The organism is Methylobacterium brachiatum (assembly GCF_900113845.1).
Classification (GTDB): Bacteria; Pseudomonadota; Alphaproteobacteria; order Rhizobiales; family Beijerinckiaceae; genus Methylobacterium; species Methylobacterium brachiatum.
On the sequence record NZ_FOQW01000005.1, the window covers coordinates 48,832 to 65,702 of the forward strand.

20 protein-coding genes are annotated in these 16,871 nt (G+C 68.8%); 10 read left to right on the plus strand and 10 right to left on the minus strand.

Going from position 1 to position 16,871, the window contains the following annotated elements:
* Positions 1–318: 318 nt before the first annotated feature.
* From BMZ47_RS06395 to BMZ47_RS06410, 4 genes are all read left to right on the plus strand, one after another.
* Positions 319–1,512 carry an ABC transporter substrate-binding protein gene (locus tag BMZ47_RS06395; RefSeq protein WP_091860510.1) on the plus strand — a complete coding sequence of 398 codons (1,194 nt, stop codon included), beginning with the start codon at positions 319–321 and terminating at the stop codon, positions 1,510–1,512.
* Positions 1,513–1,617: 105 nt separating this feature from the next.
* On the plus strand, positions 1,618–2,490 hold the full coding sequence (locus BMZ47_RS06400; RefSeq protein WP_007568176.1) for a branched-chain amino acid ABC transporter permease: 873 nt from the start codon (positions 1,618–1,620) through the stop codon (positions 2,488–2,490).
* A gap of 5 nt (positions 2,491–2,495) precedes the next feature.
* Positions 2,496–4,550, plus strand: a complete 2,055-nt coding sequence (locus BMZ47_RS06405) for a branched-chain amino acid ABC transporter ATP-binding protein/permease (protein ID WP_091859915.1) — start codon at positions 2,496–2,498, stop codon at positions 4,548–4,550.
* The gene (locus tag BMZ47_RS06410; protein WP_091859917.1) at positions 4,543–5,262 is read left to right on the plus strand and encodes an ABC transporter ATP-binding protein; all 720 of its coding nucleotides are present in this window, start codon (positions 4,543–4,545) and stop codon (positions 5,260–5,262) included. Before BMZ47_RS06405 ends, BMZ47_RS06410 begins: the two co-directional genes overlap by 8 nt.
* 77 nt (positions 5,263–5,339) lie before the next feature.
* Here the strand turns inward: BMZ47_RS06410 and BMZ47_RS06415 are convergent, their stop codons facing one another.
* Positions 5,340–6,380 carry an aspartate-semialdehyde dehydrogenase gene (locus BMZ47_RS06415; protein ID WP_007568179.1) on the minus strand — a complete coding sequence of 347 codons (1,041 nt, stop codon included), beginning with the start codon at positions 6,378–6,380 and terminating at the stop codon, positions 5,340–5,342.
* A gap of 271 nt (positions 6,381–6,651) precedes the next feature.
* On the opposite strand from BMZ47_RS06415, the gene BMZ47_RS06420 reads away from it, so the two are divergent.
* Positions 6,652–7,506: a hypothetical protein gene (locus tag BMZ47_RS06420; protein ID WP_244536758.1), complete on the plus strand. Its 855-nt coding sequence runs from the start codon at positions 6,652–6,654 to the stop codon at positions 7,504–7,506.
* 136 nt (positions 7,507–7,642) lie between these two features.
* Complete coding sequence (locus BMZ47_RS06425) at positions 7,643–8,065, plus strand: hypothetical protein (RefSeq protein WP_007568184.1); 423 nt, start codon at positions 7,643–7,645, stop codon at positions 8,063–8,065.
* Positions 8,066–8,302: 237 nt separating this feature from the next.
* On the opposite strand, the gene BMZ47_RS06430 is transcribed toward BMZ47_RS06425, so the two are convergent.
* The 9 genes from BMZ47_RS06430 to ruvA all read right to left on the minus strand — a co-directional run bounded on the left by BMZ47_RS06430 (position 8,303) and on the right by ruvA (position 14,654).
* Positions 8,303–9,271, minus strand: coding sequence for a hypothetical protein (locus BMZ47_RS06430; protein ID WP_091860516.1), 969 nt, complete (start codon positions 9,269–9,271; stop codon positions 8,303–8,305).
* A gap of 76 nt (positions 9,272–9,347) precedes the next feature.
* On the minus strand, positions 9,348–9,749 hold the full coding sequence (locus BMZ47_RS28895; protein WP_205836135.1) for a ribosomal maturation YjgA family protein: 402 nt from the start codon (positions 9,747–9,749) through the stop codon (positions 9,348–9,350).
* Positions 9,746–10,675: a DUF817 domain-containing protein gene (locus tag BMZ47_RS06435; protein ID WP_244536744.1), complete on the minus strand. Its 930-nt coding sequence runs from the start codon at positions 10,673–10,675 to the stop codon at positions 9,746–9,748. Before BMZ47_RS06435 ends, BMZ47_RS28895 begins: the two co-directional genes overlap by 4 nt.
* Positions 10,676–10,717: 42 nt before the next feature.
* On the minus strand, positions 10,718–11,371 hold the full coding sequence (locus BMZ47_RS06440; protein WP_091859921.1) for an alpha-ketoglutarate-dependent dioxygenase AlkB: 654 nt from the start codon (positions 11,369–11,371) through the stop codon (positions 10,718–10,720).
* Positions 11,372–12,010 carry a 2,3-bisphosphoglycerate-dependent phosphoglycerate mutase gene (locus tag BMZ47_RS06445; RefSeq protein WP_091859924.1) on the minus strand — a complete coding sequence of 213 codons (639 nt, stop codon included), beginning with the start codon at positions 12,008–12,010 and terminating at the stop codon, positions 11,372–11,374. It lies immediately after the preceding gene.
* Positions 12,011–12,037: 27 nt separating this feature from the next.
* The gene (gene dapB / locus BMZ47_RS06450) at positions 12,038–12,835 is read right to left on the minus strand and encodes a 4-hydroxy-tetrahydrodipicolinate reductase (RefSeq protein WP_091859927.1); all 798 of its coding nucleotides are present in this window, start codon (positions 12,833–12,835) and stop codon (positions 12,038–12,040) included.
* A 148-nt stretch (positions 12,836–12,983) separates the two neighbouring features.
* Positions 12,984–13,481 carry a bacterioferritin gene (bfr, locus tag BMZ47_RS06455; RefSeq protein ID WP_007568197.1) on the minus strand — a complete coding sequence of 166 codons (498 nt, stop codon included), beginning with the start codon at positions 13,479–13,481 and terminating at the stop codon, positions 12,984–12,986.
* A gap of 44 nt (positions 13,482–13,525) precedes the next feature.
* Positions 13,526–13,798: a (2Fe-2S)-binding protein gene (locus BMZ47_RS28900; RefSeq protein ID WP_081497045.1), complete on the minus strand. Its 273-nt coding sequence runs from the start codon at positions 13,796–13,798 to the stop codon at positions 13,526–13,528.
* A gap of 238 nt (positions 13,799–14,036) precedes the next feature.
* Positions 14,037–14,654 carry a Holliday junction branch migration protein RuvA gene (gene ruvA, locus BMZ47_RS06465; RefSeq protein WP_091859929.1) on the minus strand — a complete coding sequence of 206 codons (618 nt, stop codon included), beginning with the start codon at positions 14,652–14,654 and terminating at the stop codon, positions 14,037–14,039.
* A gap of 151 nt (positions 14,655–14,805) precedes the next feature.
* On the opposite strand from ruvA, the gene BMZ47_RS06470 reads away from it, so the two are divergent.
* From BMZ47_RS06470 to rpmA, 4 genes are all read left to right on the plus strand, one after another.
* Positions 14,806–15,426: a YceI family protein gene (locus tag BMZ47_RS06470; RefSeq protein ID WP_007568201.1), complete on the plus strand. Its 621-nt coding sequence runs from the start codon at positions 14,806–14,808 to the stop codon at positions 15,424–15,426.
* 163 nt (positions 15,427–15,589) lie between these two features.
* A complete protein-coding gene (locus BMZ47_RS06475) occupies positions 15,590–15,958 on the plus strand; it encodes a hypothetical protein (RefSeq protein WP_091859932.1) in 369 nt (122 codons plus the stop codon).
* 177 nt (positions 15,959–16,135) lie between these two features.
* Positions 16,136–16,450, plus strand: a complete 315-nt coding sequence (gene rplU / locus BMZ47_RS06480; protein ID WP_007568206.1) for a 50S ribosomal protein L21 — start codon at positions 16,136–16,138, stop codon at positions 16,448–16,450.
* A gap of 64 nt (positions 16,451–16,514) precedes the next feature.
* A complete protein-coding gene (gene rpmA, locus BMZ47_RS06485; protein ID WP_007568208.1) occupies positions 16,515–16,781 on the plus strand; it encodes a 50S ribosomal protein L27 in 267 nt (88 codons plus the stop codon).
* Positions 16,782–16,871 lie beyond the last annotated feature (90 nt).

A 16,871-nucleotide genomic window follows, 5' to 3' on the forward strand; every position in this document is an offset into this window, starting at 1 on the left:
ATGATCGTGCCGGCGGTTAAATGCTGAGGACCGCGCCTCTTCCACAGAGAACGGCGGCCGTCGCGTAACGCCGTCGCTGAGACCTTGACGTTAGCGCGATCTTTGCTGAAAGAGTGAGTAACCGCATCCGGTATGCCACATTGAAGGGCAGCCCGCGGACGCTTGAACGCTCTCGAGACGCGGCCTTGACCGGCGCGTCGACTGCAGGCGCACAGCGGATCCAACACGATCGATACGCCACAACGGGATCCGCCGATCGAAACGCGGCCCGGGACGCGCTTGGGAGAGGAAACGATGATCCTGACGAAACGCGCCCTGATGGGCGCCCTGCTCGGCGCCACCGCTTTGGGGCTCGTGCCGGCGCAGGCCGCCGACCCGATCAAGATCGGGCTCACCGGCCCCTATACGGGCGGCTCATCGTCCATGGGCGTCTCGATGCGCGACGGCGCCAAGCTGGCCGCCGCCGAGATCAACAAGAACGGTGGCGTGCTCGGCCGCCCGATCCAGCTGATCGAGCGCGACGACGAGGCCAAGAACGAGGTCGGCGCCCAGGTCGCGCAGGAACTGATCAACAAGGAGAAGGTCGTCGCCACGGTGGGTTTCATCAACACCGGCGTCGCCCTGGCCGCCCAGCGCTTCTACCAGGAAGCCGAGATCCCGGTGTTCAACAACGTCGCCACCGGCACGGTGATCACCAATCAGTTCAAGGAGCCGGATTACGACGTCAATTACGTCTTCCGGAACTCGGCCTACGACGTTCTTCAGGCCGGCATGATGGTCGACGAGGCGCTGGCGCAGAACTTCAAGAAGATCGCCATCCTGGCGGATTCGACAAATTACGGCCAGCTCGGCCGCGAGGATATCGAGAAGTACCTCGCGACCAAGGGCGTGAAGCCGGTCGCGGTGGAGAAGTTCAACATCAAGGACGTCGACATGACGGCCCAGCTGCTGAAGTCGCAGCAGGCCGGCGCCGACGTGATCCTGGCCTACGGCATCGGCCCGGAGCTGGCCCAGGTCGCCAACGGCATGGCCAAGCTCGGCTGGAAGGTGCCGATCATCGCGTCCTGGCCGGCCTCGATGCAGAGCTTCATCGATATCGCCGGCACCAACGGCAACGGCGTGATCATGCCGCAGACGTTCATCGAGGATAAGACGCTGCCCAAGCGTGCGGCCTTCCTCGACGATTACTACAAGACCTACGGCGTGACCAAGATTCCGACCCCGGTGGCCGGCGCCCAGGGCTACGATTCGGTCTACCTGATCGCCGCGGCGATCAAGCAGGCCGGCTCGACCAACGGCCCGAAGATCCGCGAAGCGCTCGAGAACCTGAACACCAAGGTCGAGGGCGTGGTGACCACCTACGATCACCCGTTCACCGCCAAGGACCACAACGCGATCTCGCGCAACATGGTCGTGTTCGGCAAAGTCCAGGACGGCAAGATCGTCTACGCCAAGCCGGAAGACGCGAAGAACGCCGGCGTCGTCCGCGTCAAGGAAAAGTCCTCGAACTGACGCGCGCGGATCCGTGCCCCCCGGCACGGGTTCGAACGACGGGCAGCTGAGCCAGAACGGCCGGCTGCCCGCCTGCCCCGTGACGCCTGGGACGGCTTCGACACCATGACCATCTTCCTTCAGCTCGTCGCCTCGGGCGTCGCGGTCGGCATGATCTACGCCGCCATCGCGTTCGGCTATCAGCTCACCTTCGCCACCTCGAAGACCCTGAATTTCGGCCAGGGCGAGGCCCTGGCGCTCGGCGCCCTGTTCGGCCTGACGCTCGCGCCGTTCACCGGCTACTGGCTGATGATCCCGCTGGTGCTGGTCTTCGGCTTCGCCCTCGGGGCGGTGGTCGAGCGCCTCGCGGTCCGCCCGGCGATCAAGATCAAGTCCGAGTACGGGTGGATCATGGCCACCATCGCGCTCGGCATCATCTTCCGGAACCTCGCGGAGAACATCTGGGGTCGGGACGATTTGAAATTCCCCTCCCCGCTGCCCGACGCGGCCGTGGAGATGGGCGGCATCCGCGTGCTGCCGATGGAGATGCTGATCGTCGCCGGCGCGCTGCTGATGATGCTCTGCGTCGAGATCTTCAATCGCAAGTCGATCTGGGGGAAGGCGGTCGTGGCCACTTCCAACGACATCGACGCCGCCGGCCTGATGGGCATCAACACCAAGCGGATCATCACCCTGTCCTACTCGATCAGCGCCATGACGGCGGCCTTCGCGGGGGTGCTCGTCGCCCCGGTGACGCTGACCGGCGCCACGATGGGGGCGGTGCTCGCGCTCAAGGCCTTCGCGGTGGCGATCATCGGCGGGCTCGAATCCGGCCTCGGCGTGATCGTCGGCGGCCTCATCCTCGGCGTCGCGGAGACGCTGACCGGCTTCTACATCTCGACCGGCTACAAGGACGTGCCGGGCCTGATCCTCCTCCTCGTTGTGCTCTCGATCCGCCCGGTCGGCCTGTTCGGCAAGGCCGTGATCAAGAAGGTCTGACCGTCATGGCGCATTCCGCCCTCGCGCCCGCCGCCGCCGCGCACCCGCCCGCCACGAATGCCCGCGGTCTCGGGCTGATCGGCGCCGTGCTGCTGGTCGTCGCCCTGGTGGCGTTCCCCCTCGTGGTGACGAGCACCTATTACATCCACCTGCTGACCGTGATCGCGATCTACGCGATCCTGATCCTCGGGCTCGACATCGTGGTCGGCTATACCGGCCAGGTCTCCCTCGGCCATGCCGGCCTGTTCGGCATCGGGGCCTACGCGGCCGCGACGCTGTTCCTGCACTTCAAGATCGGCATCTGGCTGGGGCTGCTCGCCGGCATCGGCGTCACGGCAGCCTTTGGCGTCCTGCTGGCGGTCCCGGCCCTGCGGGTGACCGGGCCCTACCTGGCGATGGTGACGCTGGCCTTCGGCACGATCATCCAGATCTTCATCAACGAGCTGACCCCGATCACCAACGGGCCGTTGGGCATCACCCTGCCGCCGGCCCGGGTGCTCGACTTCTCGCTGATCGGCATGCAGGCGCCCTGGGGCGCGGCCGGGCGCAAGCTGGAATTCTACTATCTCGTCTGCGCGGCTTTGCTGCTCACCATCCTGGTGGTGAACCGGGTGGTGCGCTCGCCCTTCGGTCGGGCCTTCGAGGCGCTTCGCGACTCGCCGATCGCCTGCGACTGCATGGGCGTCAGCGTCTATCGCTACAAAGTCTACGCCTTCGTGGTCTCGGCGGCGCTCGCCGGCCTCGCGGGGGCGCTGTTCGCCTGGTCGGAGCGCTACGTCGCGCCGAACTCCTACGGCTTCGAGCTCACCGTGCTGTTCCTGCTCGCCGTCACCATGGGCGGGCGCAAATCGCGCTCCGGGCCGCTGATCGGCTCCGCGATCATCGTGATGATGCCCAACATCCTGGCCGATATCGAGCTCGTCCGGATCATGGCGGGCCTCATCGCGGTCGCGGCCGTGATCGTCGGCGCTCTCGCCTTCATCCGCAAGCAGCCGAACCGCTACGCGATCCTGGTGCCGGTGGTGCTGTGCGTGCTGTTCCTGCCGGCGACCCTGGCGCTGCAATCGGTCACCGATTTCCGCCTGACGGTCTTCGGCCTGATGATCCTGTTCGTGGTCTACTACCTGCCGGACGGCATCGTCGGCTTCCTGCGCCAGAAGATCCCGGCGCTGCGGCCGGCCCACACGGCGGAGGGCCGCGACCTCGCCGCCGGCGGCGCGGCGCTGATCGCCCAGCGCGGCGATGCCGGCGGGGACGCGCTGCTGAAGGTCGAACAGGTGCTGATGCAGTTCGGCGGCCTGAAGGCGCTCGCCGGGATCGACCTCACCGTGAGGCCGGGGACGATCCACGGCCTCATCGGGCCGAACGGCTCGGGCAAGAGCACGATGATGAATGTGCTCACCGGTATCTACAAACCCACGGCCGGCTCGGTGACGCTGGCGGTGGCCGGCGGCCGGCGCCTCGACGGGCGCACGCCCTCCGAGATCGCCCTGTCGGGGGTGGCCCGCACCTTCCAGAACGTGCAGCTGTTCCACGAGATGACCGCGCTCGAGAACGTGCTGGTCGGCCTGCACCACACCTTCCGGGGCACGATCTTCGACGCGATCCTCGGCACGCCCCGCCGCCGGCGCGAGGAGCGCGAGGCCCGCGCCCGGGCCATGTCGATCCTCGACTTCATGGGGCTCGGCGCCCTCGCCCAGGAGGAGGCGCGCAACCTGCCCTACGGCAAGCAGCGCCTGCTCGAGATCGGCCGCGCCCTCGCCCTCGACCCCGTGCTCCTGTTGCTCGACGAGCCGGCCGCCGGCCTCACCGCGCCCGACATCGCCGACCTCGTCGCGATCATCCGCAAGATCCGCGACGCCGGCATCACGGTGATCCTGATCGAGCACCACATGGACGTGGTCATGGGCCTGTGCGACCGGGTCAGCGTCCTGGATTTCGGCCACAAGATCGCCGAGGGCGGCGCCCGCGAAGTGCAGCAGGATCCCAAGGTGATCGAGGCCTATCTCGGCGCCCCCGACGACATGGGCGGCAGCAGCCCGGAGCACGCCCATGCTTGAGGTCTCCGATCTCCACGCCGGCTACGGCCAGATCGAGGTCCTGCACGGCCTCACGTTCCAGGTGCCGAAGGGCCAGGTGGTCACGCTGATCGGCTCCAACGGCGCCGGCAAGACCACGACCATGCGCGCGCTCTCAGGGATGATCCGCCCGCGCGCCGGCACGATCCGCCTGAACGGCCGCGAGATCGGCGGGCTCGACAGCCACGACGTCGCCCGCGAGGGGCTGGCGCATTCGCCGGAGGGCCGCCGGGTGTTCCCGACCCTCTCGGTGGAGGACAACCTGACGCTCGGCGCCTTCCCGCGGCTGACCGGGTCCCGGCCGAAGGGCGATGTCGCCGCCGACCGCGAGCGCGCCTTCAGCCTGTTCCCGCGCCTCAAGGAGCGGCGCACCCAGCTCGCCGGGACGCTCTCGGGCGGCGAGCAGCAGATGCTCGCCATGGGCCGCGCCCTGATGCTGCGCCCCGAGATCCTGCTGCTGGACGAGCCCTCCATGGGGCTGGCGCCCAAGCTGGTGGAGGAGGTGTTCCGCATCATTCGCCAGCTCAAGGAGGAGCGCGTGACGATGCTGCTGGTCGAGCAATTCGCCATGGCGGCGCTCGGCGTCGCCGATCATGCCTACGTGCTCGAGAACGGCCGGATCCGCTTCCAGGGCCCGGCGGCCCAGCTCAAGAGCGACCCGGCGGTGCGGGCGGCCTATCTCGGCGGCCACTGAGCCGACCGGAGCCCTGAAAACGGGAACGGCCGCGATCGTCTCCGATTGCGGCCGCCCAACTTCAGGGTCTTGCTGCTTTACGCGGCCTTGGGCTTGGCCCGGTTCAGCAGCTTGCGGTTCACCAGCACCTCGGCGATCTGCACCGTGTTGAGCGCGGCGCCCTTGCGCAGGTTGTCCGACACGCACCAGAAGTTCAGGCCGTTCTCGATGGTCGCGTCCTCGCGGATGCGCGAGATGTAGGTCGCATCCTCGCCCGCCGCCTCGTGCGGGGTCATGTAGCCGCCGTTCTCGCGCTTATCGATCACCAGGACGCCCGGCGCTGAGCGCAGGATCTCGGTGGCCTTCTCGGCCGAGAGCGGACGCTCGAACTCGACGTTCACCGCCTCCGCATGCCCGATGAAGACCGGCACGCGGACCGCGGTGGCGGTCAGCTTGATCTTCGGGTCGAGCATCTTCTTGGTCTCGGCGACCATCTTCCACTCTTCCTTCGTGTAGCCATCCTCCATGAACACGTCGATGTGGGGGATGACGTTGAAGGCGATGCGCTTGGTGAACTTGCCGCCTTCCTTGATGTCGCCGGCGGTGAAGACGGCGCGGGTCTGGTTGAACAGCTCGTCCATCGCCTCCTTGCCGGCGCCGGAGACCGACTGGTAGGTCGAGACCACGACGCGCTTGATCGTGGCCGCCTCGTGCAGCGGCTTGAGGGCGACGACCAGCTGCGCGGTCGAGCAGTTCGGGTTGGCGATGATGTTGCGCTTGGTGAAGCCCACCACCGCGTCGGCATTCACCTCGGGGACGATCAGCGGCACGTCCGCGTCGTAGCGGAACGCCGACGAGTTATCGATCACCACGCAGCCCTGCTGGCCGATCCGGGGCGACCACTCCTTGGAGGTCTCGCCGCCTGCCGACATCAGGCAGATGTCGGTGTCGGAGAAATCGTAGGTGTCGAGGGCTTTGACCTTGAGCGTTTTGTCGCCGAAGGAGACTTCCTGACCCTGGCTGCGGCGCGAGGCCAGCGCCACGACCTCGTCGGCGGGGAAGGCCCGCTCGGCCAGGATATCCAGCATCTCACGGCCCACGTTGCCCGTGGCGCCTACGATGGCGACCTTGTAACCCATCTCTCGTCTCCGCGCGGAAAACCCCGACCGATCCGGGTGCCGCGCTCTTGCCAGCAAACTCGGCCGAAGGATCGTTCGCGCCGAAGGGGCGCCCGGCGAACGGGCGCGGCCGCGAACCCTCACGAAGTGGGGGTGACAGCCTGTCCGAGCAAGGCGCCCAAGGCGTGGGGCTGTCAAGGCCGGGATTGGCGCCGCAAGACTCGATTCACCCTGTGGCGGGAATGCCGGGCATGACGGCCGGTTGGGGGGTGGTGATCAACTTAGCGCGGTGATGATCGCGGACGGCCAGGACGAGCGGCCGTCCGCACGGGGCATCATGCAGACCGACCGACCGAGCACAGATGAGGCGGGCGCTTCCGGCGCGCCCAAGGGTCGGCGCGCCCTCTCGCTGGTCGGCCTCGGCCTGCGCCTCGTCGTCGCCTCGGCGATGATCGCCGGTCTCTGTCTCTATGCCCGGCAAGTGCCGGTGACGCCGCAAGTGGCAATGCCCGTCACGGCGGCGTTCGTACCGGCGACGCCCGCGCCGAAAGCGCCCGCCCCGGCCGCCCCGGTGCGGTTCGGGCTCACGGAGCCCGGCCTCGACCCGGTCCGGGTCGAGGCCGGCCGGATCGATCCGGTGAGCGGTCTACGCGAGGATGCGCTGGCGCGGGGTGCCTTCGAGGCGCTCGAAGCCCCGGCCCTCCGGGTGACGCTGACCCGCGGCGACGCCGCCGGGCGGGCACCCGGCCTGTTCATCCTGCTGGCCCGGCGGGCCGCGACCGACGGGCCGGCGCTGGCCGTGATCCGCACCGGGCCGGGCGGCACGGTCGCCACCAAGTTCGGCGCGGTGGAGACACTGGAGGTCACCCTCGGCGGCCCGACACGGCGGACCTGCTTGGGCTTCGTCAGCCGCGAGACCGCCTTCCGGCTGGACGGCTGGCTCTGCGCTCCGCTGGGGCATCCCCCCGAGGCGCGAACCTTGGGCTGCATGGTCGATGCGCTGAGCCTCGACGACCCGGCGGATCCCGACGCGACCGCGGCCTTCATGGCCCCCCGGACGGATCAGGGATGTCCAGTAACGACGGTCGCGGATGCCTCCGAACCGACCGGATCGATCGGTCGTCGGCGATCGCACACGAAAAAATGAGGCCAGAATACGGCAAATCGCCGAAGCTCGGCCATTTTCGCGGAACCACAGCCCCACTCAAGCGTCGTTCTATCAAAGGCGGCGAACTGTTAAGCTTCGGTCGCCATACTGATGGCACTCACAGACAAGGTTGGCCATGCGCTCGCTTAAGATCGCTCTTCTCGGCGTCATCGCCGCCACCGGCTTCGGCGCCCTGGCGTCTGCGCCCGCCCAGGCCCAGGAGGGTTTCGGCCCGGGTCGCGTCTACAGCGTCAGCCGTCCGCTCCCGATCCGCGTCCGTCCGCGCAGCTGGCTCGACGCCGGCAACGTGCCCCTGACTTCGAACGTTCCGGGCGCCGGCGGTTCGGGCAACCCGGCCCTGAACCCCTACCTGATCGCCGCGTCGAACCAGCTGAACCCGGCCTTCGGCCCGAACGACCGCTTCGGCCGCGGGATCCTGCCCGACCCGATCACCAACGGCCCGTTCATCGGCGCGCGCTCCACGGCCGTCCGCAACGTCGACCTCTCGTTCGTCGACCGGCTGGACCCGACCTCGCCGCTGTACGGCCGCCCGTACTAAGCCGAGCCCTATTCCTGACGGTGAGAAGCGCGGGCCCTCGGGTCCGCGTTTTTCGCGTTTTTGGGGCTCAGTCACGCATTGCCGCATCCTGAGGTGCGAGCGTCGAAGGAGCCCTCCGGGTGCCCCGGTGATCCCCGGCGCGCTCCTCCGAGACCCGCTGACGCGGGCTCCTCAGGATGAGGCAGGAGGGTCGGGCGACCGCCGAATCGAGACCGTCGCGGGATGGTTCCGCGTCGATTACTTGACCTGCACGCTGTCGACGACTTCACGGAACTTAGCCAGCACGCCGGTGCGCTGATCCTCGCGCACGACGCCCAGGGCGCGCAGGTACCCGTCCGGATTGAATCGGATGGTCTGTGAGACGACCACTGGAACGTTGGTCGGCATGTCGACGGCCCGGGCGACGATCTCGTGCCAATCGACGCCGTTGGAGCGGTAGCTCTGCGCGCGCTCGATCACGAAATCCTTCATCGTCTGGTTCGAGGCCAGGGCCGCCCGGGCGAAGCCGTCGCGCTGCTCGGCGGCGGGCGGCTGCTGGACCGCCTGGGCCAGCACCAGGATCGGCTGTTCCAGATTCTGCATCTGGTCCTTCGGGCCCGCCGTGAGCAGGACCGAGTTGCCGGCCAGCACCCGGATCGGTCGGAAGCCCGCCATGTTGCCGATGCGGAACGGCAGGGCCTCGACCTGCTGGTCGAGGGTGAGCGGCGGACGCAGGGTGACGCCGGTCACCAGCTTGCGCATCGTCTCCTCGGTCTCGGCATCCGGCAGCGCCTGGGCGATGATCAGGCCGGTCACGGTCGGCGTGCCGACCACCAGGATCCATTTGCGGATCGCCGGTGCGGTGGCGTTGGGATCGGCGGGCTGCTCACCGGTGTAGAGCATGCCCTCGTTGTCGCCGACCTTCACTTCCTCGCGCTTCTCCACCGCGAAACCCTGGCTCAGGAGGTTGGCGTCGGTGAAGCCGCTGACCAGTTCCGCGAAGGCGTTCGGCGGCAGCTCGACCACCGACAGGGTGGCGCCGCCCTCCTTGCGCTCGAAGCCCGAGAAGCGCCGCGACAGCGCCATGTCGGCCGGCGGCTCGAACCCGAAGCGGGAGCCCGGTGGATAGACCGGATCGGCGGCAAACGCCGCGGATCCGAGCCCGGCCATCAGGACGGCCAGGGACAGAACCCGCCCGAGACGCAGCGTCAGGTTACGCACCAGCATCGGAAACCGGTTCTCCACGCGCGAGGACCCGAGCGGGCTCGCTTCGTGCGATGGGTCTGCCCGCGGCCATTATCTGTCAAGCCGACAATGAGGCGGACGCGCGATCGGTCCGGGGAGAGACGATCATCAACGCGGCGAGACTGATACCGCAGGCGTAGGCCGCCAGGTTCCAGGCCGAGAAGATATTGCCGAGAAGCAGCTGGCCGGCCAGCGTCCTGCGGAACGCGTCGAGCTCGGCACCGTGCAACAGGCGGCTGCCTTCGATGCCGGCCGCGATGACGCCCGCGGTGACCCAACAGCCCGGCACGCGCCAGCCGGGCGGCCGCACGGCAGCAACGAGCGCGAACAGCATCGCACCCCAGAGGATGCCGCCGCCGTAATGGTGGATCGCCAGGGGCAGATTCCACTTCGGCAGCCGCAACAGCAGCCCGAGGCCGATGAACGCCGCGGCTGCGCCGAGGGAGCGTGTCCGGCTCATGGCACGGCCACGCCCGCCGATGCCGGGGACGCGAGGGGCCGAGCGCTCAGGCGGCTGATCCCGTTCACCCGCGCGATCAGCGTGTAGGACACGATCATCAGGAGGAACCAGGACGAGAGTTTCGCGAGCGGGACGGGGGACCAATGAAGCTTCTGGTTGGGGTACAGCCACGTGCCGGTGAAGGTCCCGACATTCTCGGCGAACCAGATGAAGAGCGCCACGAGGAGCAGGCCGAGGAGGAGCGGCATCCTGCGATGGGATCGCCACACCTGGAAATGGATCGTGGCCGGCGCGAACAGGAACACCGCAACCGCCAGGAGGCCGTAGCGCAGGTCGTAACCCAGGTGATCGGTCAGGAAGTTGACGTAGATCGCCACCGCGAGGGCCGACAGAACAGTCAGGTTCGGGTGCCGGGTGAACCGGAAGTCGAACAGGCGCCAGACACGGGCCAGGTAGCTGCCGACGGCGGCGTACATGAAGCCGGTGAAGAGCGGCACACCGCCGATCCGGAAGGTGCTGATTTCGGGGTAGACCCAGCTTCCGATCGCCGTCTTGTGCACCTCCATCACCGTACCGATGACGTGGAAGACGAGGATGACCTTGGCCTCGGTCCAGGTCTCCATCTTGGTCGCGAGCAGGATCGCCTGAAGCGCCAGCGCGGCGAGGAACAGCGCGTCGTAGCGCGCGAGCGGCGCGTGGGCCGGCCAGACCAGGCGCGTGCCGATCATCAGCGCCAGCAGCAGGCCGCCGAACAGGCAGGCCCAGCCCTGCTTCACGCCGAAACGCAGGAATTCGTAGAGCGCCGCCGTGACGGGCCCGCGGCCGGCAGCGGCATCGCCCAGGCGGCGCTCGGCCGCGATGAACCGGGCGATGGGCGGCCATTGCGCCGCCGCGCTGTCACGTCGCGCGAAAGAGGCTGGCCGCATGGCTGGATCCCGTAAGGTTGCGGCCGCGAGAGCGAATCACCGTCATGGCTTTCCGGTGACGCCGGCGGTGACCCGGCGCAGGGTCAGGTTGCAGCGCCCGCCATCCGGCAGGAAGCCCGGCAGCGGATTCTCCGCGAGCAGGTCGTTCTCCGCATAGAGTCGGTCGACCCCGTGGTGGATCAGGCGCGAGGCGCCGCCGATCACCAGGGCGTCGCCGGCATGGAGGCGGATCGAGCGGGTCGGGTCCGAGCGCTGCAGGCCGCCATAGCGGAACAGGGCCGTGGCGCCGAGCGACAGGGAGACGACCGGGGCGGAGAAATCGGCCTCGTCCCGGTCCTGGTGCAGGCCCATCCGGGCGTCCGGGGCGTAGAGGTTGATCAGGCAGGCTTCGGGCGGTGCCGGAAACGCTGCCAGCGCGTCCCAGGCGGCCAGCGCACAGGGCGGGATCGCGGGCCACGGCTGGCCGGTCTCCGGATGGTTTGGCTGGTAGCGGTAGCCGCCCCGGTCAGAGACCCAGCCGAGCGGCCCGGCATTCGACATCCGCACCGAGAAGGGCTTTCCGGTGCGCGGCATGCACGGGGTGACGGGCGGCGCCGCTGCCAGGACCGCCGCGACTTCGGCGGTGAGCCGCGCGCGGGCGGCCGGATCGAGGAAGCCCGGATGGTGGATCAGGCCCGGCGCGAGTTCGGTCGCCAATCAGCGGTCCGCTTCGCCGTCGCGGGACAGGATCTGCTTGGAGGCGACCGTGGTGTCGGCGGCCAACCGGTAGACCAGCGGCACCCCGGTCTTGATCTCCAGGCCGGCGATGGTGTCGGGGCCGAGATGGTCGAGCACCATCACCAGGGCGCGCAGCGAATTGCCGTGGGCCGCGACCAGAACCCGCTGCCCGGCCATCACCCGGGGCAGGATCGTCTCGATGTAATAGGGCAGGACCCGGGCGGCGGTGTCCTTCAGGCTTTCGCCGCCGGGCGGCCGCACGTCGTAGGAGCGCCGCCAGAGGTAGACCTGCTCCGCGCCCCATTTGGCGCGGGCATCGTCCTTGTTGAGCCCCGCGAGGTCGCCGTAATCGCGCTCGTTCAGGGCCTGCGACCGCTGCACGTCGAGATCCGGGAGGCCCATTTCCTCCAGCATCAGCGCGCAGGTGCGCTGCGCCCGGACGAGTTCAGACGTGAAGGCGATATCGAACCCGTAGCCTGCCTGCTTCAGGGCTCGACCGGCTGCGCGCGCCTCGTCGACGCCGCGCTCGGTGAGGCCGGGGTCGCGCCAGCCGGTGAACAGGTTCTTGAGATTCCACTCGCTCTGGCCATGGCGAGCGAGGACGAGCAGTCGCTCCATCGGCAGATCGTATCCCTGGTTGGTGGTCTAGAGCCCGAGCACATCCGCCATGGAATAGAGCCCCGGCGGCTTCGGGTGTGCCCAGAGCGCGGCCTTGACGGCGCCGGCGGCGAACAGCCCGCGATCGGCGGCGTGGTGGCTGATGGTTAGGGTCTCGCCGGCGCCGGCGAAGATCACGCTGTGGTCCCCGACCACGGAGCCGCCCCGCAGGGTGGCGAAACCGATATCGCCGGGGCGGCGCGCGCCGGTATGCCCGTCCCGGGTCGAGACCCGCACGTCCTTCAGGTCGACGCCGCGGCCCTCCGCGGCGGCCTCGCCGAGGAGCAAAGCGGTGCCGGAGGGCGCATCCACCTTCATGCGATGGTGCATCTCGGCGATCTCGATGTCGAACTCGTCGCCTAGCGCCTTGGCGACCCGGCGCACCAGCTCGGCCATCAGGTTGATGCCGAGCGACATGTTGCCCGAGCGGACGATGCGCGCGTGGTAGGCGGCGGCCCGGAGCTTGGCGAGGTCGTCATCGGACAGGCCGGTGGTCCCGACCACATGGACGATGCGGGCCTGGGCGGCCAGCTCGGCGAATTGCACGGTGGCGGTCGGGGCGGTGAAGTCGAGCACCCCGTCCGCGGTGGCGAAGGCCTTCAGCGGGTCGTCGGTGACCGGAACGTCGAGGGGCGGCAGGCCGGCCAGCACGCCGGCATCATGCCCGAGGACCGGCGAGCCCTCGCGCTCGATCGCCGCCGCGAGGGTGCAGCCCTCGGCCTCGGCCACCGCCCGCACCAGCATCCGCCCCATGCGCCCGTCCGCGCCGACCACCACGAGCCGCATCAACGTTGTCCTGTCGTCGTTCCGTCCCGGACAAGCCTGGCCGATGTCGGGCGCGCCATCAATGGGCCGGACGCCGGCCGGGGCTGTTTCGGGCGGGGGCTCCCGCAGCCTATCTCCGATGAGAAGGGCGCGGGAGCCCGCGTTACGGTCAGTCCTTCTCGGGGGCGATCGCCTCGAGGCCGCCGATATGCTTCTGCGCGTAGAGCGGCAGGCCGATCTGCTTGATCAGCTCGAGCTGGGTCTCGAGGAAGTCGATATGGCCTTCCTCGTCCTCGGCGAGATCCTCGAACAGGCGCTCGGAGACGCGGTCGTTGATCGATTCGCAGTACTTGGCAGCTTCGAGGTACAGGCTGCGCGCGCCGTTCTCGGCGGCGAGATCGCACTCGATGATCTCCTGCACGGTCTGACCGATTCGCAGAGGCTCCAGCTCCTGCAGGTTCGGGAAGCCGTCGAGGAACAGGATCCGGTCGATGAACCGATCCGCGTGGTTCATCTCCTCGATCGATTCCTTGCGCCAGAACTTGGCGAGATCGATATAGCCCCAGTCATTGAGCATCCGGAAATGCAGCCAGTACTGGCTGACCGCAGTCAGCTCGCTCTTCAGGCCGCGATTCAGGTACTCGATGACCTTGGTGTCGCCCTTCATGCCCCCGTACTCCTTACAGCTATTCTAGCGGGGGGGCATTGGCGTCACGCCGTGATCCCGTCCTCCGCAGTTTGGAATAAAACCAAACTGCAAGCGCTAGCGCAAGCCGTGGAGCATTCATGGCTGCCCTGATCGGCCGCCGCTTCTCTCAGCGCATTGCGCATGATCTCCCGGATGGTCCGGGCGCAGCGCCCACATTTCGGGCTGCAGCCGAGGCAGGCATAGACCTGCGCCGGGGTGCGGGGACAGCCTGGGCCGGGCGACAGGCAGCTGCGAACGGCGCCATCGGACAGGACGTTGCAAGAACAGACGATCATGCGCGGTGCAGAACCCGTCTTCCTCGGGCCAGACCCGAACGCGTCGGGCCAGGCAATTCGGACCTACCAGATTAGAACGACTGAAAAGTAGAAGACTTTTCAATATCTTACTGGTCATCGGGGAGATGGCACCGCTGCCCCGGCGGGTCAAGGCGAAGCCAATCACTGCGTCGCGAGCGATTCCTCAGATCCGGTAAGAGGCCTCGAAGACCGGAGGCGTCAGGCGGGACATCCGGCCTCAGCGGGCGAGTTCGCGCAGGCCCAGCCGAATCAGCACCTTGGCCTCGGCGCCCTCCTCGGCGACCTTCAGGGCCGCCGCGATCGCGGAAGCCGCCTGCACCTGCGGGTAGCCGAGATTCACCAGCGCCGAGATCGCGTCGGCCACGGGTCTGGGGGCGGCCCCCTCCTCGACGGCGCCGGTTAGCGCGATCAGCGCCGGATCGACCGGGGCGAAGGCGGGGGCCTTGTCCTTCAGCTCGGCGGTGAGCCGGGCCGCCAGGCGCGGCCCGACGCCGGGCGCCCGGCTGATCGTGCCCTTGTCACCGGTGGCGATGGCGTTCGCGAGGGCGTCGGGTTCCAGCACCGACAGGATCGCCAGGGCGACCCGCGCGCCGACGCCCTGGACGGTCTGGAGCAGGCGGAACCACTCCCGCTCGGCATCCGAGCGGAAGCCGTAGAGCCGGATCATGTCCTCGCGGACATGGGTCTCGATCGAGAGCTCCGCCGCCTCGCCGACCTTGGGCATGCGCTGGAGCGTGCGCGCCGAGCAATGTGCGATGTAGCCGACGCCGGAGACGTCGAGGATCACGAAATCCTCGCCGAACGAATCCACCACGCCCTTGAGCTTGCCGATCATTCTGTGCCCGTCCGCTGTCGTGGCGATGCCTATAGAAGCCGGGGCGCGTCCGCCAGACGCGCTTGAGCCCCGGGGCACTTCGTGAAATCAGGAGGCCGTAACGGCCAGGCTTCGAGACGATCCTGCCGGGCCGGACGAGCGGGAAACGACCATGCGCGCGCCCATACTCGCCCTGATCGGCCTGTTGTGCCTCGGTCCCGCCCGGGCGGCGGACGACCCGGCCGCAGCGGCCCCGAGCAAGGATCCGACCCAGGTCCGGGCGGGCGCCTATGTCCTCGACCCGGATCACGGCAAGATCACGTGGTCGGTCAGCCATCTCGGCTACTCGACCTATTACGGTCAGTTCACCGGCCTGTCCGGCAAGCTCGACCTCGACCCAAAGGCGCCGGACAAGAGCCGCCTAGAGGTCACCGTTCCGCTCGGCGGCGTCGTCACCGGCAGCCCGCGCCTGAACGAGCACCTGGCCGCGCCGGACTTCTTCGACACCGCGAAGTTCCCGAGCGCGACCTTCACGGCGACCGCCGTCGAGCCGACGAGCCCGACCACCGCGCGGATCACCGGCGACCTCACCCTGCGCGGCGTGACCCGTCCGCTGGCGATCGACGCGACCTTCAACCAGGCGGGCATCCACCCGGTGGACCAGCGCTACACCGTCGGTTTCGACGGGCGCGCCGTGGTGAAGCGCTCGGATTTCGGCGTGAACGCCTACCTGCCCGCTCTGGGCGACGAGGTGTCGTTGCGCATCGAGGGCGAGTTCAAGGCGGCGCCCTGAGTCTCGGCTCCGCGAAGGCGGGCGATCGAGCCGGCGCCGAGATGGCCTTGGCGCCCGGGCCGGTATAGGCAGCGCCGGTCGCCCGCCTGCTCCGGACCGGTCGCCCGAGAGGGCCGCGCCCGTCGCGGGCGGCGCGCCGATCGTTGCCATGGAGGTCTGAGCGTTGCGCGGTGCTTGGCTGATCTGGTCTCTGGTGCTGGCGGGTCCGGCCTGCGCGCAAGCGCCTGCGCCGCCCACGCCCTCCCCGCTCGACAATTATGCCGAGGCGGCGGCGACGACGATCATCGCCGAACAGGCCTGCCCGGGCATCCAGGTCAAGGCCGGGCAGCTGACGACTCTGCGTCTCGCCACCAAGGTCGGCGCGGCGCAGGAACCCATCCTCCAGGAGAAGCTGCGGACCCGGGCCACGCAGGTCCGCCAGCAGCTCGCGGCCGACGGCCGGGAGTCGTGGTGCGCACAGGCGCTGGCCGCCTTCGGTCCTCAGGGCAGCGTCGCCAAGGGCATCCTGGCGACCGGCGCACCGATCCGCTGACCCTGTCCAGGATTGACACGGAGCCACCCCGCCCCTACTGACCCGGCATGGCGCGCGGCCTCCTCGACGAGGTCCGCGCGTTTCGCGTTGTCCGGGTCCGCCCGTGCAATGACTTCAAACAAGAAGCCGGTCCAGGGGCAGCCGCCCCGGAGGCCGTTCGAGAACACGAGAGCAACGATGTTCGCAGTCATCAAGACGGGCGGCAAGCAGTACCGCGTCGCCGCCAACGACACCATCACCATCGCCACCCTGCCGGGCGAGGCCGGTGAAACCGTGACCTTCGGTGAGGTCCTCCTGTTCGCCGACGGTGCGGGCGCCACGCAGGTCGGTGCGCCGACCCTGTCGGGCATCAGCGTCACGGGCGAGATCGTGAGCCACGGCCGCGACAAGAAGGTCATCGCCTTCAAGAAGCGCCGCCGCCAGAACTCGCGCCGCAAGCGCGGCCACCGCCAGCACCACACCGTGGTGCGCATCACCGGCATCTCCGCGTGATCGAGCGCGGGCCCCAGGCGAGGCCCGCGATCCGCGCGACCCACACGCATTCGGAGCAGATCCCATGGCACACAAGAAAGCAGGCGGCTCGTCCCGCAACGGCCGCGACTCGGAAGGCCGGCGCCTCGGCGTCAAGAAGTTCGGCTCGGAAGCCGTGATTCCGGGCAACATCATCGTGCGCCAGCGCGGCACCAAATGGCATCCCGGCAGCAATGTCGGCATGGGCAAGGACCACACGCTGTTCGCGCTGGTACCGGGCCATGTCCGCTTCGAGACGCGCCGCGGGCGCGCCTTCGTGGCCGTAACCCCGCTGGCCCAGGCCGCGGAATAACAGGCGGGCGCCCGAGCGGCGAAGCTGGCGTCCCGCCCGGTGTCCCACACCGGACCGGAGACGTCGATGCCGAGCCCCTCACGGGACGGA

What these genes read in the sequence shown, in the direction of transcription:
- rplU (WP_007568206.1), top strand. Translation starts at nt 16,136, where the DNA reads ATGTTCGCAGTCATCAAGACGGGCGGCAAGCAGTACCGCGTCGCCGCC.
- BMZ47_RS06430 (WP_091860516.1), bottom strand. Translation starts at nt 9,271, where the DNA reads ATGCTGGTGCGTAACCTGACGCTGCGTCTCGGGCGGGTTCTGTCCCTG.
- BMZ47_RS06415 (WP_007568179.1), bottom strand. Translation starts at nt 6,380, where the DNA reads ATGGGTTACAAGGTCGCCATCGTAGGCGCCACGGGCAACGTGGGCCGT.
- bfr (WP_007568197.1), bottom strand. Translation starts at nt 13,481, where the DNA reads ATGAAGGGCGACACCAAGGTCATCGAGTACCTGAATCGCGGCCTGAAG.
- BMZ47_RS06420 (WP_244536758.1), top strand. Translation starts at nt 6,652, where the DNA reads ATGATCGCGGACGGCCAGGACGAGCGGCCGTCCGCACGGGGCATCATG.
- BMZ47_RS06435 (WP_244536744.1), bottom strand. Translation starts at nt 10,675, where the DNA reads ATGCGGCCAGCCTCTTTCGCGCGACGTGACAGCGCGGCGGCGCAATGG.
- BMZ47_RS06470 (WP_007568201.1), top strand. Translation starts at nt 14,806, where the DNA reads ATGCGCGCGCCCATACTCGCCCTGATCGGCCTGTTGTGCCTCGGTCCC.
- dapB (WP_091859927.1), bottom strand. Translation starts at nt 12,835, where the DNA reads ATGCGGCTCGTGGTGGTCGGCGCGGACGGGCGCATGGGGCGGATGCTG.
- BMZ47_RS06445 (WP_091859924.1), bottom strand. Translation starts at nt 12,010, where the DNA reads ATGGAGCGACTGCTCGTCCTCGCTCGCCATGGCCAGAGCGAGTGGAAT.
- rpmA (WP_007568208.1), top strand. Translation starts at nt 16,515, where the DNA reads ATGGCACACAAGAAAGCAGGCGGCTCGTCCCGCAACGGCCGCGACTCG.
- BMZ47_RS06425 (WP_007568184.1), top strand. Translation starts at nt 7,643, where the DNA reads ATGCGCTCGCTTAAGATCGCTCTTCTCGGCGTCATCGCCGCCACCGGC.
- BMZ47_RS28895 (WP_205836135.1), bottom strand. Translation starts at nt 9,749, where the DNA reads ATGAGCCGGACACGCTCCCTCGGCGCAGCCGCGGCGTTCATCGGCCTC.
- BMZ47_RS06395 (WP_091860510.1), top strand. Translation starts at nt 319, where the DNA reads ATGGGCGCCCTGCTCGGCGCCACCGCTTTGGGGCTCGTGCCGGCGCAG.
- ruvA (WP_091859929.1), bottom strand. Translation starts at nt 14,654, where the DNA reads ATGATCGGCAAGCTCAAGGGCGTGGTGGATTCGTTCGGCGAGGATTTC.
- BMZ47_RS06405 (WP_091859915.1), top strand. Translation starts at nt 2,496, where the DNA reads ATGGCGCATTCCGCCCTCGCGCCCGCCGCCGCCGCGCACCCGCCCGCC.
- BMZ47_RS06410 (WP_091859917.1), top strand. Translation starts at nt 4,543, where the DNA reads ATGCTTGAGGTCTCCGATCTCCACGCCGGCTACGGCCAGATCGAGGTC.
- BMZ47_RS28900 (WP_081497045.1), bottom strand. Translation starts at nt 13,798, where the DNA reads ATGATCGTCTGTTCTTGCAACGTCCTGTCCGATGGCGCCGTTCGCAGC.
- BMZ47_RS06400 (WP_007568176.1), top strand. Translation starts at nt 1,618, where the DNA reads ATGACCATCTTCCTTCAGCTCGTCGCCTCGGGCGTCGCGGTCGGCATG.